Below are 17,513 nucleotides of genomic sequence, written 5' to 3' on the forward strand. Positions count from 1 at the left end.
TTTAATACCTAAGATTATTCATACTTTTGCTAAGTCTCTGATTAACTCAGCCCTGCTGGGTCATTTTGCATGGCTTAGTCTAAACTCCAGTTAATACTGCCAAATTCAAAAGTTAAGCGAGTATTGGGATAATTGTAGCTGTAATTGCTTGGTCGCCATTCACGGTTTGGATCGCAGAGAATTGCAAGGCTTATTGCTGGCCGATCGAAGCGGTCAAATATGCGAAAGTTGTAGGTAAACATCCGCTTAGGAAAGTTATCTTCTTTTTGTGCCTGAATTTCAACATGAACTAATAACCATAGTTCTTCCCCTTGGATTTGCCAAACTTTGACTAATTGATCAGCATATCTTTTACCCTGTTCGGCTTCACGAGCTATTTGTTGGAATTCTTTATCTAGAAATTCGTAGGGACGATCCCAATCAATTAATGCAGAAGTTTCTGGAAAAAAGAAATGCACTGCTTGGGGAAAATAAGCTTCTATAATTTCTTTCCAAGGGCTATCAAAATCAGTGCGTAGGCGTAGCCCGTCGTAGACATCGCTATAATTAGTCATATCATTTTCCATTTGTCCAGAGTAACATCAAACTCTGGATAGACTAGCAGTACTTGTAGTAGCTAGTGTACTACTTTGAGAAATCGGAATCTCAACCCAAAATTCTGCTCCCTGTCCTGGTTCCGAAATACACCAGATAGCTCCATTGTGTTTTTCTGCGACAATCTGAGCGCTAATTGCCAATCCTAATCCTGTGCCTTTACCTGCGGGTTTTGTGGTAAAGAAAGGGTCAAATAATCGTTGCTTAACTGCTGGGGTTATACCAGCACCATTATCTGCAATTTGTATAGTTATGCGATCTGGGTTGCGTAACTGAGTACGAATTACAATTTGGCTGGGGTTAGCTTCTATGTCTTCAAGAGTTCGCTGACTGTTATAATTATCTAGAGCATCAATGGCATTACTGATGAGATTCATAAATACCTGATTGAGTTGTCCAGCATAGCAATCTACTAAAGGGATATCACCATATTCTTTTACTATTTCAATTCCGGTATTTCCAGACGTTTGTTTGAGGCGATTTTGTAAAATCAGTAGTGTGCTATCAATACCTTCGTGAATGTTGACAGGCTTCATATCCGCTTCGTCAAGTCGAGAAAAATTCCGCAAGGATAGAACTATTTCACGAATGCGATTAGCTCCCATTTTCATTGAAGTTAGGATTTTAGGTAGATCCTCAGCCATAAAGTCAAGATCGATCGCTTCTATATGAGCTTGTACTTCATGTGTTGGATTAGCATTGGACTTTTGATAGAGTTCTACCAGTTCCAATAACCCCAGCGTATATTCATTTACATGGGTCAGATTACCGTAGATAAAGTTAACTGGGTTATTGATTTCGTGAGCTACACCAGCCACTAATTGACCTAAACTCGACATTTTTTCAGTTTGAATTAGTTGAGCTTGGGTTTGTTTGAGATTGTGTAGTACTTGGTTGAGTTGTTCTGCTTGAGTAGTTGCAGCAGCAGTCGCAGCGCGGCTTTGATTATACAATTGCACCTGGTCAATGGCGATCGCTAACTGGTCAGCTACGCCTCGAATCAGTTCCACCTCTTCATCACTCCAAGAACGCAACGCCCTACTATGTTCGCAGACAATCACACCCAAGCGACCCGACTGAGTTTGAACCGAAACTGTTAGGAGAGACTTAAAACCCAATGTCACTAGTAAATTCCGATTTTTGAAATCAAGCCAGGGATCTGTCGCAATGTCATCAAAGCAAAGCAAATTCCCTTGCACAATAGCCTCACTCAGTGCTTCCACATTCTGGATAGGAGAACAACCTAAAGGTTCTGGCAAGTCGGGAGCGCAAGCTTGTTGACTGAGTTCAAAACTAGTAGATTCATCTTCTTGATGACACCAAAAAAACTGGCATCGATCAATCTGTAGCAGTTCCCGAACTTCAACTACGACTGTACTCAAAATCGTATTTAGATCCAACGAGTTGCGAATTTGACTAGATAAACGAGTTTTAAGAATTTTTTCCCGTTCAACTAGCTTTCGTAACTGGGCTTCAGACTGCTTTAACTCTAGCTGGGCCATCTGACGATTGACACTAGCTTTTGCTAGTAGCCAAGAAACAATACCAATGAGTCCTACTAACCCAGCATATAGAAGTAGCAATTGGCTCAAAAATCGGTTTGATTTGGCGATCAACATCTTTGGCGATACCCATGAGACAATCTTCCAATAATAGGATTTGGTATCAATTTGATTTTGGCTTGGTGCAAAAGCCTGTCCTGCTCCTGTACTAGATTTTTGTCCTTCAAGAAGTGGATAAACTGTAGTAAAAGTGAACATTCCCTCAGCAGTTTGGAATTGTCCCGATTCTTTTTGAGAAATTTGCTGCCATGCTTGAGGAAAAGTTTTGCCAAAAGTGTGGTTTTTGCGATTAGGAAACATAAATCCCCATTCATCCTCAGATTTAGCCCCTTTTAACCAATAACCATCAGCATTCAGCAGCATTCCCTGACTAGGTACGTTAGCAGAAGCTTGATTAAAATGATCCAGCAGTTTAGCACCAAAATAATTTAACACTACAATCCCTCGTTTCTGTCCACGACGATCAAAAACGGGTGTGCCGAACCGGATCATTGGCTTCAAGGGTTGTTGAACTTGACCTCGTTCAATGTTGAGGTCAAGGGGAGAGACAAACACTTCTCCTTGATTCAGTTGCAAAGTGTCATTAAACCAGTAGCGCTTGGCTTGCACTTGCAGTTTTTCTTCGGGGACAATCTCTGGTTCACCTTGTTTGAAGTTGACTCTGACAACTTCTTTACCTGATTGATCCAAAAAGCGAATTTGGTCGTAAAGTTTTTTATATTGAGAAAATGATAAGAATTCTCTGGATAGTGCCTGTTTATCTGCATCTACTCCTTCTAAAATTTTCTGTAGCTCGTTTTGTTTAGAAATGACAATCAAATCTGAAACAACGGAGTGAAAGTCTGCACTAATTACTTTTGTTTGTAAATCTACCTTGTCAAATTCATTAGTTTTTAATACAATTTTCTCCGTCTGTAACTGTTGGTAATAAATAGTTCCTACAACACTTCCAAGGAAGGCCGATAATGGTAAAAAAACGGCTAAAAAGTGTTTGATTAAAATTTGTGAATGGCTCTGTGGTGACATATCTGATACTTAAGTACGATTCAGAAAAAAATCGGGCTAAAAATCAGCTAAGTTCCAGCTACGCCATATTTTCGGAGTCAAGGTTGAGAAAAGCTTTTTTCTCTTGGTAGGTATAGCTAATCAGCCCAGCTACCAAATTCACCATGAAATTGAATACTCTGCGACTTCTGGAATGTTCTAGTTGAACAATATTTCACCCTTTTTTGCTATTGTGGGTTAGACACTCTCATAGTCAGTACCGAAAAATTACCTAATTAGAAAATTACACTTGAATTGCTTTTCAATACTGAAAATAAAGAGAAGCTATGGCTACGACAGGCTATTCGGCATCGCTAAAAATGGTTCTTTATTCTGGCGCTGCGATCGCACATCAAGAGATTACCTACAATCTATCTAGAATCAGATTTGGCAAAACCGCTCATGTTAAACTACAATCCGCTACATTGTTTGCCATCTTCCGAAGAGCTACCCGACTCAAATGATACCCCTGTGGATAATGAAGTCCAAAATTTAATTCCCGGCTTGCTGAAAACGACACTGGCTTTAGTTTGGTGCGATCGTTGGGATTGGTTTTTTGGTGTTGATATGGGTATTTATTATCACCCAGACAAACCAGCCATTGTCCCTGATGGGTTTCTCAGCTTAGGAGTTAAACGTGTAATTGATGAGGACTTACGCCTAAGTTATGTGCTATGGGAAGAAAAAAAGCTGCCAATTTTAGCACTAGAAGTTGTTTCTCAAATTTATCGAGAAGAACATAGCAGCAAGAAAGAACTCTATGCCAAAGAATTAGGAATTTTGTACTATGTTGTGTATAGTCCCCTTCGCCGTAAAAAGACACCTTTGGAGGTGTATCACCTAGTTGATGGGGAATATATCTTAATGTCAGGAAATCCCGTTTGGCTACCAGAAATTGGTTTAGGAATTGGGCGAGAACGGGGAATTTATCAAGGTATAGTCCGGGAATGGCTGTACTGGTATGACGAGGAAGGGCAAAAATTGCTCACACCAGAAGAACGCATTAGAGAAGCGGAAGAACGCGCAGCTTTTGAAGAACAGCGACGAGTAGAAGCAGAACAAAAAGTAAAAATGTTAATTGAAAGATTGACTGCGCTAGGTCTCGATCCAGAAACTTTGTTATAGATTCACAAAATTTCGGAATTTTTACTGTCTTAATGTTAATTAGCTTCCTGCGTAGGGAATTATATTTATAAGCAACTAATAGCTTAACGGTATAAATCGTAATGACTTGTTGCTAAATAAATATATTTATCATAACCTGCATCAAAAATATGGAAGTTAAATTAGGATTTGGAGCAGTCCCAAAACCTCAATATGTCTTTGTCAGCAAAGAATCTGATCACTGCTGGTATATGCTTGCTGAAGATGAAAAACGCATCCCAATTTATGAAAGAGCCTTGACTGGGGTAATTACAGGAATAGAAGTTAATAAAAAGGTCGAAAATACATTTGGAGAAGTTATCAGAACAGATTTAAATGTTTTGGCAGACAAACCCTATATTATCCGTTCAGGAAGTGATACCTATTTTTGTAAAGGTTTATTGCTGTCTTTAGATATTCTTACTTTTGAACAACTGCGTCATCCACTTACTATTGCTGTTAGTCCTGGAGATAAAAAAGTAGTATTTTGTAATATTTACGATCCAGTAACTTATCGCTCTATAGGTGTTAGTTGGGATGGACATAAGGAATTAGATTGGCAAGCTTTAGGACAAAGAGTAAGTTTAAAAATTAATAATATTCATAATTTTAATCAAGATAAAAATCAATCTCAGTCAGAAGCAAGTGACAATATAAAAACGCCTGAACCGCGTGATGTTTTTATAGCTAAAACTGACACATATTTAGCTCAATTAAATTGGACTCCAGAGCAGGGAAGAGAGTATTTGCAGCAAAAATATGGCAAGCGATCGCGCTTACAACTCACTGATACAGAAATTCTGGAATTCATTGATTACCTGAAGCTACAACTAACCTAAAGTTACTAAACTTAGATTAGATTCTGTGAAGTTTTTCCCGTTGACTAGCAACTTCCAACCAACCTTGAATTGCATCTTGCAGCATTTCTAATAGATGTTCGTAGCTGTTTCCGCAAGTGTGACATCCTGGTAGGGCAGGTACAGAAGCACACCACACACCATCCTCTTGCCAGATAACTGCTTTAATTTTCATCGCCAATCATCTCTACAAGATTGCGACTAATATTTTAGCGTCAAGCTGAGTGCGTATGCGTAGCCCGTCGTAGACATCGCTTGTTCATTGCATTGAGGTGTTAGCCTCCCACAGGTGCGATCGCAAAATATAGTGTAGATGTTAAAGATACATAAGTTTTAGAATGCAGTATACCTATGATGAAATTTGACTAAATCGCTGACAAGCTATTCGGACACGCTTAAAAAAATGAATTTTAAGTGAACAGGTATACTTTACAAGACATCCTGATAGTCCAAGAATACCGTACTTCTTTAACAGAGCCTCTATGGAAATGCGTTTTGCCTGATGATTGAGCGTCCACCAAATTTTGCAGGGTAGATGTCCTACTGGAGCGCTTAAATCAAAAGTCAACTCTTCATAGTTCTTTTCTCTTCCGTAAGCACCCAAAGAATCCATAGGATGCCCTTCTATCCACCCCACATTCACACCGAAAAAGTATGGTACCATCAGGACTTCTTTATCACTCAAAGAGTCATTGCTACCACGTAAAACATCAGATATTAATCGTTTGATGCTGTCTCGTAGGTTATTATTTCTAACTTCGGCTCTAACGCTAGCGTGAATTTGCTCCTGAGCCTGAAAGCCAAAGCGACCTTGACTATAAATTGTCCATACCCTATCTAAGTGAGCCAGAATGTCCAGGGGAATCAGATCAATATCTTCTGGTGTTAACCATGCCTGTTTTCTAGAGTTACACAATGAGAAAATCAGCTTTTCAGTTTCAATATCTGCCTTTCTCCATTCCCCTTGAATAAGAAGATTTTCAATATCTTCGATGCATACACTCATTGTTAATAAATCGAAATGTTACATTGTCTATGCTAATGGACTGATCATGATAATTAAACCCGCAAATACACAGATAATACTCCACCATTCACTTTTGCCCAAGCCTTCAACCTCTTCAATTAGATGTTCTACATCAACTTCATGCCAACTATTGCGATCGCAATAGTTGAGCTGTCTCTTCAATCCACAAATTAAAATCTGTTTTATAAGTTACGTTCATAGCCTTTATTAATCAGCCGCATAGCTTAGGCAAGCCAAAATATCCTCTTGTGTCAAATAAGGAAAGTCATCAAGCACTTCCTCGTAGGTCTTGCCAGAGGCAAGATAAGATAAAGCATCGTATACAGTAATTCGCATTCCTCGAATACAAGGCTTACCACCTCGTTTTCCTGGTTCGATTGTAATAATGTTTTGATACTGCACAGCTATTCAAACCTCAAAAATCTTCATCATCAACAAAAAATTCCGCATCGTCTTCTAATCGAGAATTACGCTGCCCAATACCAGCAAGTCCCCAGAGAGGTTGCAGCAGTGCCATGCCAATTAACCCCAAACAAGCACTAAAAGCTAACACTAAACCCAGTGGTATCTGAATCGATTGGAATGTTAAGAATTTTAACGATACAGGTGTGGCATTTTGAACTGAAATAATTGCGATCGCGATTACCCAAACCGCTACAACTAGAGATGTCAAAAAAGGAGCGATTTTCATACTTTGAGCAAAGTTAGGCGTGAGATAACTGTTAATAGGAGTTAAGAATTATTAATTTACAACTTTTAACTGCTAATTCTTATCCCTCTAATTTAGCAATGACACTCTTTAACTCTTGGGCAATTTGGGTGAGTTTTTCGGGAGTGTTGGTTTCTAGGTAGACGCGTACCAGTGGTTCAGTACCGGAGGGACGCAGTAAAACCCAGCTACCTTCTTCTAAATACAGCTTAATACCGTCTTTACGCCCGACTTCCTTGACTTTAATTCCTGCTACTTCTGTAGGTGGATTTTTAGTAAAGGAGTCGATAACGGCGGTTTTGTGCGCCTCTGTGAGGTGCAAGTCTAGGCGGTTGTTGTAAAGTGGGCCATCAGCTTCAGCGATCGCTTCCTTAACCATCTGACTTAAAGGTTTACCTTCATAAGCGATCGCTTCTGCCACCAGCATATCGGCTAATACCCCGTCTTTTTCGGGAATATGCCCGATAATACTCAAACCGCCTGATTCTTCTCCACCAATTAATACGGCAGTTTCCCGCATTTTTTCGCCGATGTATTTAAAACCAACTGCTGTTTCGTAAATTTGCAGCCCATTTTTAGCAGCGAAATTATCCAGTAGGTGGGTTGTAGCCACAGTGCGGACGATCGCGCCGGTTTTACCTTTGTTTTTGATTAAATGACGTGCTAGAACTAACAGCACAGTATTCGGAGTGAGGACAGTTCCTTGTTCATCAACAATACCAAAGCGATCGCTATCTCCATCCGTCGCCAAGCCCAAATCAGCGCGATCACGGACTACAGCTTCCACTAACTCAACTAATTGTTCTCCTTTGGGTTCTGGCATTCCACCGCCAAATAAAACATCCCTCCAATCGTGGAAACTTTCTAGCTGAACACCACTATGCTGCAAAACTTCATCTAAATAGCCACGGGAGGTAGAATACAAAGCATCGTACTTTACCTTTAAATTAGCCCTTTTGATCTTTTCTATATCAAGTAGAGTGTAGATAAATTGCAGGTAATCAGGTTTCGGATCGAAAATTGAAATTGAACCTGATGGGTTACTTCCAGGTAACTCATCCGATGCACTTTCTATATTTGCCACAATAGTATCAGTAATCTCTGGAGTGGCAGGCCCGGCATAATCGGGTATATATTTAATTCCACAGTAAGGTGGTGGATTATGACTAGCAGTAAACATTAACGCCCCTGCGGAATTTAGGTGACGGGCGTTGTAGGCAATTACTGGTGTGGGACAATCCCGATCAGTAATTTTCACAGTCCAACCCAAGTCTGCCAGTACTTGGGCCGCAGTTTTGGCAAACTGGTCAGCTAAAAAGCGAGTATCGTAGGCAATAAGTACTGGTCTATCTTTTGTGTAGGCTGTTTGCAAGTAAGTGGCGATCGCCCTTGTTACTTTTCGCACGTTGGGGAAAGTAAAATCATCGGCAATAATCCCTCGCCATCCATCGGTGCCAAATTTTATCTTGCTAGACATTCTTGCCACTTGCTCCCGTACATTATCTGTACTATAAAAGCTTCCCGCAAAGCTTGTGTAGCAGCAACTATCCTCCGAAGTTCTTTTCTAAGTAAGCCTTAGCTTAAACTTCTCCCCACCGTATTTTCTCTCACTGTTTCTGAGCAATGTCAACCCCCGATCGACCTTTTGCCAGTTATCACCTTTGGTCTCTAGTTGCCCCAGCGAACGGGCAAGAACGCTGGCATTGCCAGATGAGACGGGGGTTTATCAAAGCACGGCAACACGAACCACAAGTCAAAGCGCTTTTAGGGCAAGCCACCGCACCCCAGCGCATTGGTATACTCGCCCAAAAAGGCATTTATGAGTTTCATCATCACAGGTATCTGTTGAAGCAAGCCGATGGTGTAGAAAGAGTTGCACAGCTACTTAAATTAGCCAACTCAAGTGAGCAAGTCCAGCAACGCGTGCTGCAAATTCTCAAAAAATATCACGATGCGCCGTTGCTTTTAGATAAAGATATTATCCAATTAACTCCGGGTGATGAAGGCTTTCCTAAACCGATAGTAGTCGAACAAGAAGATTATTGCTTTCGTTTATATGCGGCTATGGACTGCGTTTTCATTGAGTCTGATAGCACGTTACATATTTTAGATTTTAAAACTGGTAAATCAGCTTTTGACCGACGACAGGCATTAGTTTACTTATTAGCTGCTCGTTATCTTTACCCTGGACGAGAAGCTGTTGCATCATTTTATAATTTGGAAATATGTAAAAAATCTGAGTTAATTAGCATCAATAATAGTGAATTAGAATACTTAAAATTTGAGTTAGCTAATATTGCCCACAAGCATCAGCACGACTTGCAAAAATATCAGGAAGAAACTACTAATTTCAGTAAAATTTTCCCTCCGAATCCTGGCTCTCACTGTCGCTTTTGTCCATTTAACTCCATCTGTGAGTTTGCCAATTTTAAGCAGCATCAATCATATCCACTGCCAAGTTTAAGAGTTAATATCAGAAGTTAGAAATTTGACGTTGTTGAATGAGGGGAATGCGAATGATAAACTCAGCACCAACTCCTGGTTGCGAAATACATTCTAAAGAGCCGCCATGTGTTTCTGTGATAATTTGGTGACTAATAGCCAGCCCCATACCCGTACCTTTTCCAACGGGCTTGGTCGTAAAAAAGGGATTAAATAATTGCTTTTTAGCATCTTCTGGTATTCCGAGTCCGTTGTCAGCAATGCCGATTGTGACTTGATTTTGTGTTAGTAATTTGGTGCGAATATAAATTCGGGGATTATCTGTTTTTAGTGTTTTTTTTGTTGACCACCGACCTGTAACCAATGAATCTTCTAAAGCATCAATTGCATTTACTAAAATATTCATAAATACTTGGTTTAACTGCCCAGCATAACATTCAATCAAGGGGAGGTTGCCATATTCTTTGATCACCTCAATTTTCGGGCGCTGGTCAGTAGCCTTGAGGCGGCTTTGGATGATCATCATCGTACTATCAATTCCCTCATGGATATCAACCCGTTTCATTTCAGCTTCATCTAAGCGCGAGAAAGTCCGCAGAGAAAGCACAATCTCTCGAATCCGCTCTGCTCCCATCATCATCGATTGGAATAATTTAGGTAAGTCTGACCTTAAGAAATCTAGTTCAATTAGATTTGTAAACTCTTGAATTGCCTTGACTGGTTGGGGATAATGTTTTTGGTAGAGTTCTAACAGTGAAAATAAATTTTTGGTGTATTCATTAGCTGGACTAATATTGCCGTAAATAAAGCTAACTGGGTTGTTGATTTCATGTGCCACACCTCCAACTAGTTGACCCAAACTGGACATTTTTTCACTTTGAATTAACTGAGTTTGGGTATTTTGGAGTTTGGATAATGCTGTTTCTAGTTCTTGTGTTTGCTGTTGTAGGTCTGCTTCCGCTTGTTTAAGCACAGTATTACTACGGCGCAGCGCAGCTTCTACCTGCTTTTGCTCTGTTAAATCACGAATCATCCCAACTAAGAAACGATTATCTAAATCATCCTTAAACAAATATTTTTTGGTCAGGATACAGTGTGTTGCGCCATCGGAATCTGTAAAAAATTCCTCGTTTTCATGAGTTATCCCTGTAGTGAAAACCAGTTCATCTTTTTCCCAAAACACATCAGCTTCCACTTTGGAAAAAACATCATAGTCAGACTTACCAATTAATTCTTCTCGGCTATAACCGATGAAATTACAAAAGGCATCGTTAAGTAGTATCCACTGATGTTGGTCATTTTTAAGAAAAATGGGGTCAGATATACCATTGATCATCCGCAGCAGAAAAGCCAGTGAGAAGTTTTGCTGCTGCATATATTGTTTGTCAGAGGAGTCATTTAGAGATTTGCAATCATTCATACCCTAAATCTGAATTTAAAATGTTGTCTTCATGGTTGATGAATAGGAAAAACCACTAAATCAACATAGCCTAAAAAGCAAATAAAAACCTCAGCGATCATATCACTGAGGCTCTAGAAGACTGGCTCAATAATCTTGAGAAACAGGAGCTAATTAAAAAGCATAATTTGGGTAAATAAACCGAAGAAATTCAAAAAGGTGGTAATTCTTTAAGAATTGTGAACCGGATATGATTTATCGCTAAATCGCCAATGGGGATATCTTCTTTGGTTAGCCGTTCACCTTGACTTGTCACGGTTTCAAAGGTGATACCTTTACCAATTTCAATGTGATACCAGCATAAGCCCATAAAAAAGCGCGTCGGATAAGGGCCACCTTCACCTATATCATCAGGATTTGATTCCATTGGCAACCAGCCAAAATTCGGGACGTAGAACTCCAACCAAACATGATTAAAGTCCGGTTGTAGCGGTACTCCTAGTAAGTCACTATGGGGAGGACATTTGTACCTACCTACGGTACGGCAGGGGATGCCATTTAAACGAGATAAGGCAAGTAAAACGCCGACATATTCGCCACAGGAACCAACGCCCCGTTCTAAAACTATATCTGGCGTGTCAATGTAAGGTTTAATACCATAAGATAACTCGTCATAGACGTAATTGCGGATGCTGTGCATTTTCCGCAGCACATTGGTTTCAGAACCAATTGCTTCTCTGGCGGCACGGCGAACAATGGTAGTATCCATTGCTAAATCGTCGTCATCTACTAGGTAGCGTGTTTGTAATTCGGGAGATAGTTCAGGTATATCTTCAACATCTCTAGGTGTGATGCGATACTTAATTCCTCGAACTTCCACAAGTGCTTTCCAGCCAAATATATGCCGTTCACCTGGAGCAAGAGAATCAAATTTAAAGACTGCTACACGTTGCCCTTCTATTACTTCTTCTGTAAAGGGTATGCCAATTGCTTCAACGTGTTTTACCTTTTGACGTTCAGTTTCCGATGGTAGGGCGATGCGCCATTCTACATCAGGTAAATACACCTCGTCTAAGGGTGCAATTTCCTCAGCATAAGACATTTCAATGAGATAGCCATTAGAGAGAGCGTAGCGCTTATCTGGCTGGTAATGATAATACAGAGGGTGAATAAAAGTGCGATCGCGGAATGTTAGCTCATGACTCGGATCGGCATTGGGGTTATCCCGAATATAAGGCTCCTCTGAGGCGTAGGCAACGTAAATACTTTCTTTACCTGTTTCGCCATTTTTATGTATTGCTATGCCTGTAGGACATTCAAACGGTGTCAGGACACTAAATTGAAGTTCTCCTGTTGCTCTGTCCATTGCGTACACTGATTGTTCAGTGCGATCGCAAATCCATAGCATTTCTTGGTTAACAGCTAAATTCTCTATCCCAACTCCAGGGGCATAAAATCTTGTAATCTCTTTTCGGGTTTCGCGGTCATAAACCAAAATGTAGCCCAGCCGTTGGCAGCTGACATAAACTGTTGTTTCCCAAACAGCAACGCCATCAGCCGGATAAGGCAATGTCACAAAATGTTCCAGACCCAAAGCATTTAGCTTGCACAAGTAAACACTATTTTCTCGACTCACCCACAGGGAATCTTCCCACACCGCTATACCAGTGACATCGGTAAATTCTTTAACTTGATGGGGATTGAGAATTTTGCTGTTGTCAGAGGTGGGATCAATCTCCAGTAGATGCCCTTTAATACTGTCAATGGCAATGAGTCTATCTTTAATGAAAGTAATGCCACACAGGGTAGCAGCAGTAAGCGGTCGAATTGTTTTTTGCCCAAACATCTGGCTAACGGTCAAAGTGGGGAGTGCAAAACTCATATTAAGCATATTTATTGAATGGTTTAGCACGCCTGGGTAATTCAAAATTCAAAATTCAGCTGGAAAAGTTTGCTAGATTGGGAAACCCTAATGGCACTCCAGTGTACTTGAGCAGCGAAATACGCAAGGGACTGGCTCAACTTTCCGCAAAATTAAAAATGAAGAAATGCAATCGTGCCATACATCCTGGCTATTGACTAGGGGATGAAATTAAAGGAATGGCAGCCTAAAATTAATTGTGTCATATCCTCTGTAACAAAGCTTCAAAGCTCTATTACTCACAATTATCGGCAAAATGTGTTCCGATTAACTCTTTCGTGAGAAATAATACTATGTCAAAATTGGAGGATTTACAAATGTTAAGAATTACATATATATTTATCAAGAAAAGCAGCAGAAAAAATGTTCTTACTCTTGAACTGCTGCCACCGGAGCAAGCTTGGGTTTAAGACCCCACTTAAGGATAGTTCAGTGACTTCAATGACTTAAATTCATCCGGGGTCTAATCCCCAATAGAAAAGTTCCTTCCGCCTCCTTCACATACATTAAGGCGATCGCCTTAATGTATGTGAAGGAGATGGAATTCCTGCCATCACTAAATTATGATCGAATTTTGTAACCATTTGCTGTGACCTACACGATGTCTGCTAATTCTCTGCCCGAAGGTGCCGCCGTTTGGCATAGTTTAGAAGTTGATAAAGCGCTAGAACTGCTCGATAGTAATGCAGACAGTGGCTTAACACCCCAAGAAATTCAACAGAGGTTGCAAAAATACGGCCCCAACGAACTTGAAGAAAGTGCTGGCCGTAGTGCTTGGGAAATTCTGCTAGATCAGTTCAAGAACATTATGTTGTTGATGCTGATTGGCGTAGCTCTGATTTCTGGGTTTTTAGACCTGATGGCTTTGCGTGAGGGCAGATTAAAGCCTGGTGAAGTGCCATTTAAAGATACGATCGCTATTTTAGCAATTGTGATTCTCAATGGCATACTCGGCTATGTCCAAGAAAGCCGTGCCGAAAAAGCCTTGGCAGCCCTGAAAAAAATGACTTCTCCCTTAGTACGGGTCATCCGCGACACCAGACTGGTGGAGATAGCAGCCAAGGAACTAGTTCCAGGGGATGTAATGCTGCTGGAAGCTGGAATGCAGATAGCTGCGGATGGACGTTTGATCGAACAGTCTAATTTACAAGTGCGGGAGTCGGCATTGACTGGTGAAGCCGAAGCGGTGAATAAACAGTCATCACTAAAATTGCCGGAGGAAACATCATTAGGCGATCGCCTCAATGTCGTGTATCAAGGAACCGAAGTAGTCCAAGGACGAGGTAAGGTTCTGGTGACTAACACCGGCATGACAACAGAATTAGGCAAAATTGCTACGATGTTGCAGGCGGTGGAAAGTGAACCTACGCCGTTACAGCAGCGAATGACTCAACTGGGTAATGTCCTGGTTACGGGTTCTTTGATTCTCGTTGCGATCGTCGTTATCGGTGGTGTCATCAAGGACGGAGGTTTTAAAAACATCCAAGAACTTTTAGAAGTTTCCTTGAGTATGGCGGTTGCTGTGGTACCAGAAGGTTTACCAGCTGTAATTACCGTTACATTGGCACTGGGAACCCAGCGAATGGTGCGCCAAAATGCCTTGATTCGCAAACTGCCAGCAGTGGAAACATTAGGTTCTGTCACCACCATCTGTTCTGATAAAACCGGCACCCTGACTCAAAATAAAATGGTCGTGCAATCGGTTTATACCAATGACAAAACTTTTCGTGTCACCGGCGAAGGTTATGCTCCTACAGGGGACTTTCAGTTAGATGGTCAAAAAGTTTCCTTAGAGGAGTCTCCAGAAATTTCTGCGTTATCAGTCGCCTGTGCGGTTTGCAATGATTCAGTGTTGCAAAAAGAACAAGGTGAATGGGCCATTTTGGGAGATCCGACAGAGGGCGCATTAGTTACCCTGGCGGGAAAAGCCGGAATCGAAAAAGACCAGTGGAACAGTAAGTTACCTCGCGTCGCTGAGTTCCCCTTTTCTTCGGAACGGAAGCGGATGAGCGTGATTTCTCAAGTGGAGGGAGTCGCTACAGGTGAAGCGTCTTCGAGAGGCGTTGACCCTGCGATCGCCGGTTTTCTCCAATCTGAACCTTATTTAATGTTTACCAAAGGTTCTCCAGAGTTAATTTTGGCACGTTGCACTCAAATTCATTTGGGTGATGACACGGGTACTTTGACGGAAGAACAACGCCAGAATATTTTGGCACAAAATGACCTGATGGCGAGTAAAGGTTTGCGAGTGCTAGGTTTTGCCTACAAACCCCTCACAGAAATTCCACCGGAAGGTTCAGATGAAGCATCTGAGATAGATTTAGTGTGGCTGGGATTAGTGGGAATGCTAGATGCACCACGCCCAGAAGTCAGGGCAGCTGTGCAACAGTGCCGAGAAGCAGGAATTCGCCCAGTGATGATTACTGGCGACCACCAATTAACAGCACGAGCGATCGCTACCGATTTGGGAATTGCCCAAGAAGGCGATCGTGTTCTCACAGGTCAAGAATTGCAACGGATGAGTGACCAGGAATTAGAGCAAAACGTTGACCTAGTGAGCATTTATGCCAGAGTTTCTCCAGAACACAAACTGCGAATTGTCCAAGCATTGCAACGCCGGGGCAGATTTGTAGCGATGACGGGTGATGGTGTCAACGATGCCCCAGCCCTCAAACAAGCCGATATCGGGATTGCAATGGGCATTACTGGCACTGATGTCAGTAAAGAAGCCAGCGATATGGTGTTACTTGATGACAACTTCGCCACCATTGTTAGCGCCACTAAGGAAGGTAGAGTTGTTTATACCAATATCCGCCGCTTTATTAAATACATCTTGGGCAGTAACATTGGTGAAGTTCTGACAATTGCAGCCGCACCCTTAATTGGTTTGGGAGGCGTTCCCCTTACCCCCTTACAAATTTTGTGGATGAATTTGGTGACAGACGGTTTACCAGCTTTGGCATTAGCTGTGGAACCTCCAGAACCGGATGTGATGCAACGTCCGCCTTTTAGTCCCCGCGAAAGTATTTTTGCTAGGGGATTGGGTTCTTACATGATTCGCATTGGGATTATTTTTGCCATTATCACCATTGCTTTAATGTGGTGGGCTTATCAACATACCCATGCAGCTGGGTATCAGGGAGATCCCGAAACTTGGAAGACAATGGTATTTACTACATTGTGTATCGCCCAAATGGGTCATGCGATCGCCATTCGTTCTAACAACCGATTGACCATCGAGATGAATCCCTTCTCTAATATATTTGTACTAGCAGCTGTTGTCGTCACCACGATTTTGCAGTTGATGCTAGTTTACGTCCCCCCCCTGCGAGATTTCTTTGGTACTCACTACCTAACTCTAGAAGAATTGGGGGTTTGTATTGGTTTCAGTGCCTTAATGTTCGTGTGGATTGAAGGGGAGAAGATATTTTTGCGGATTATGGGCAAGAAGGCTGTGTAAATTGGGCATTGAGCATAAAGAAGAGACAAGGAAGATGGGAGAGACAAGGGAGAGACTTGTTTAATAATTCCTTCTTGTCTCCCCTGCTCCCCTGCTCCCCTGCCCCTGCTCCCCTGCCCCCAATTCCCGCTATGTACCTGAAAACTCTAAACCTCCGACAATTTCGCAATTATCAAGACCAAAAGGTTGAATTTACTGCTGCCAAAACAATTTTGGTAGGTAATAACGCTCAGGGAAAATCGAATTTGTTGGAGGCGGTGGAGTTGCTGGCGACATTGCGATCGCACCGCATGACCCGCGATCGCGATTTGGTTCAAGAAGGGGAAGCTATAGCCCAAATTAATGCCACTCTTGAGCGACAAACAGGCGTTAGTGAACTGACTTTAACCCTGCGGCGCAATGGTCGCCGGAGCGTTGCTCTCAATGGTGAGTCTATCCGCCGTCAAATGGATTTTCTTGGCGTTCTCAACGCAGTGCAGTTTTCGAGCCTGGATTTAGACCTAGTACGCGGCGGCCCGGAAGGTCGCCGCAACTGGTTGGATACACTCTTAATTCAACTCGAACCAGTTTATGCTCACATTTTGCAGCAGTATAATCATGTATTACGCCAGCGCAATGCCTTTTTAAAACGCCATGTAGAGACTTTGGATGCAACGTCTCTACACTCAGAACTAGCAGTGTGGGATGCACAGTTAGCTACCACAGGAACCAGAGTAATTAGAAGACGCGATCGCGCCATCCAAAGATTAGCTCCTATTGCTAGTGCTTGGCACGCCAGTATTAGCGGCAGTACAGAAATTCTGCAAATCAATTATGTGCCTAATATTCCTTCAGAGGATAACCATCCAGAAGAAGTGCAGCAAGCTTTTTTAGCAAAAATTCAGCAGCGAGCCGTTGCTGAAATGCACCAAGGCACTACTCTTGTCGGCCCCCATCGAGACGAAATAGAATTAACTATTAACCAGACACCCGCTCGTCAATACGGTTCTCAAGGTCAACAACGAACCCTGGTTCTAGCTTTAAAATTAGCCGAATTACAATTAATTGAAGAAGTCGTCAAAGAGCCACCATTGCTATTACTTGATGATGTTCTTGCCGAACTAGATTTATCCCGCCAAAATCAATTGCTTGATGCTATTCAAGACCGCTTTCAAACCCTAATTACTACCACTCACTTGGGATCTTTTGATTCCCAGTGGTTAAAGTCCTCCCAAATTCTTTTTGTGAAAGCAGGAGAAATAATCCCAAATTTATAATGACTTAGCCCGGATTTCTCACAAACAATAAAAAATCCATTCACAGCACTCGAACTAAGACATTTTTTTGATACATCATCAATTGGAAATTAAGTGAGT

The 17,513-nt window shown here is 41.7% G+C and carries 15 protein-coding genes and 1 pseudogene; 6 read left to right on the top strand and 10 right to left on the bottom strand.

Going from position 1 to position 17,513, the window contains the following annotated elements:
* Positions 1 to 92: 92 nt before the first annotated feature.
* Both V7K69_RS29375 and V7K69_RS29380 read right to left on the bottom strand, forming a co-directional pair.
* Positions 93 to 554, bottom strand: a pseudogene (locus V7K69_RS29375) (hypothetical protein); the annotation flags it as partial.
* Between the two features lie 27 nt (positions 555 to 581).
* On the bottom strand, positions 582 to 3,182 hold the full coding sequence (locus V7K69_RS29380; protein ID WP_335041098.1) for an ATP-binding protein: 2,601 nt from the start codon (positions 3,180 to 3,182) through the stop codon (positions 582 to 584).
* Between the two features lie 305 nt (positions 3,183 to 3,487).
* On the opposite strand from V7K69_RS29380, the gene V7K69_RS29385 reads away from it, so the two are divergent.
* The 3 genes from V7K69_RS29385 to V7K69_RS29395 all read left to right on the top strand — a co-directional run bounded on the left by V7K69_RS29385 (position 3,488) and on the right by V7K69_RS29395 (position 5,182).
* A complete protein-coding gene (locus V7K69_RS29385; protein ID WP_335041101.1) occupies positions 3,488 to 3,664 on the top strand; it encodes a hypothetical protein in 177 nt (58 codons plus the stop codon).
* Positions 3,603 to 4,325, top strand: coding sequence for a Uma2 family endonuclease (locus V7K69_RS29390; protein WP_335041103.1), 723 nt, complete (start codon positions 3,603 to 3,605; stop codon positions 4,323 to 4,325). Before V7K69_RS29385 ends, V7K69_RS29390 begins: the two co-directional genes overlap by 62 nt.
* A gap of 149 nt (positions 4,326 to 4,474) precedes the next feature.
* A complete protein-coding gene (locus tag V7K69_RS29395; RefSeq protein WP_335041106.1) occupies positions 4,475 to 5,182 on the top strand; it encodes a hypothetical protein in 708 nt (235 codons plus the stop codon).
* Between the two features lie 16 nt (positions 5,183 to 5,198).
* On the opposite strand, the gene V7K69_RS29400 is transcribed toward V7K69_RS29395, so the two are convergent.
* The 6 genes from V7K69_RS29400 to V7K69_RS29425 all read right to left on the bottom strand — a co-directional run bounded on the left by V7K69_RS29400 (position 5,199) and on the right by V7K69_RS29425 (position 8,413).
* Positions 5,199 to 5,375, bottom strand: coding sequence for a type II toxin-antitoxin system HicB family antitoxin (locus tag V7K69_RS29400; RefSeq protein WP_185584713.1), 177 nt, complete (start codon positions 5,373 to 5,375; stop codon positions 5,199 to 5,201).
* A 174-nt stretch (positions 5,376 to 5,549) separates the two neighbouring features.
* Positions 5,550 to 6,206 carry a GUN4 domain-containing protein gene (locus V7K69_RS29405; RefSeq protein WP_335041110.1) on the bottom strand — a complete coding sequence of 219 codons (657 nt, stop codon included), beginning with the start codon at positions 6,204 to 6,206 and terminating at the stop codon, positions 5,550 to 5,552.
* 27 nt (positions 6,207 to 6,233) lie between these two features.
* Entirely contained in the window at positions 6,234 to 6,389 is a 156-nt protein-coding gene (locus V7K69_RS29410; RefSeq protein ID WP_335041112.1) for a DUF29 family protein, read from the bottom strand.
* 45 nt (positions 6,390 to 6,434) lie between these two features.
* On the bottom strand, positions 6,435 to 6,629 hold the full coding sequence (locus V7K69_RS29415; RefSeq protein WP_335041115.1) for a DUF433 domain-containing protein: 195 nt from the start codon (positions 6,627 to 6,629) through the stop codon (positions 6,435 to 6,437).
* 13 nt (positions 6,630 to 6,642) lie between these two features.
* Positions 6,643 to 6,918: a LapA family protein gene (locus V7K69_RS29420; protein WP_335041116.1), complete on the bottom strand. Its 276-nt coding sequence runs from the start codon at positions 6,916 to 6,918 to the stop codon at positions 6,643 to 6,645.
* Between the two features lie 79 nt (positions 6,919 to 6,997).
* Positions 6,998 to 8,413, bottom strand: a complete 1,416-nt coding sequence (locus V7K69_RS29425; protein ID WP_335041118.1) for a phosphoglucomutase/phosphomannomutase family protein — start codon at positions 8,411 to 8,413, stop codon at positions 6,998 to 7,000.
* Between the two features lie 146 nt (positions 8,414 to 8,559).
* On the opposite strand from V7K69_RS29425, the gene V7K69_RS29430 reads away from it, so the two are divergent.
* The gene (locus tag V7K69_RS29430; RefSeq protein WP_335041121.1) at positions 8,560 to 9,420 is read left to right on the top strand and encodes a PD-(D/E)XK nuclease family protein; all 861 of its coding nucleotides are present in this window, start codon (positions 8,560 to 8,562) and stop codon (positions 9,418 to 9,420) included.
* Here V7K69_RS29430 and V7K69_RS29435 read toward each other — a convergent pair.
* A complete protein-coding gene (locus V7K69_RS29435) occupies positions 9,410 to 10,798 on the bottom strand; it encodes a PAS domain-containing sensor histidine kinase (RefSeq protein WP_335041124.1) in 1,389 nt (462 codons plus the stop codon). The genes V7K69_RS29430 and V7K69_RS29435 overlap by 11 nt on opposite strands.
* Positions 10,799 to 10,988: 190 nt before the next feature.
* Complete coding sequence (locus V7K69_RS29440; RefSeq protein ID WP_335041126.1) at positions 10,989 to 12,659, bottom strand: transglutaminase family protein; 1,671 nt, start codon at positions 12,657 to 12,659, stop codon at positions 10,989 to 10,991.
* 640 nt (positions 12,660 to 13,299) lie between these two features.
* Here V7K69_RS29440 and V7K69_RS29445 point away from each other — a divergent pair.
* Complete coding sequence (locus V7K69_RS29445) at positions 13,300 to 16,158, top strand: cation-translocating P-type ATPase (protein ID WP_335041128.1); 2,859 nt, start codon at positions 13,300 to 13,302, stop codon at positions 16,156 to 16,158.
* A 131-nt stretch (positions 16,159 to 16,289) separates the two neighbouring features.
* On the top strand, positions 16,290 to 17,414 hold the full coding sequence (recF, locus tag V7K69_RS29450; RefSeq protein WP_335041130.1) for a DNA replication/repair protein RecF: 1,125 nt from the start codon (positions 16,290 to 16,292) through the stop codon (positions 17,412 to 17,414).
* The last annotated feature ends 99 nt before the right edge of the window (positions 17,415 to 17,513 follow it).

Origin of the sequence: Nostoc sp., from assembly GCF_036917775.1 — a bacterium.
Lineage (GTDB): Bacteria > Cyanobacteriota > Cyanobacteriia > Cyanobacteriales > Nostocaceae > Nostoc.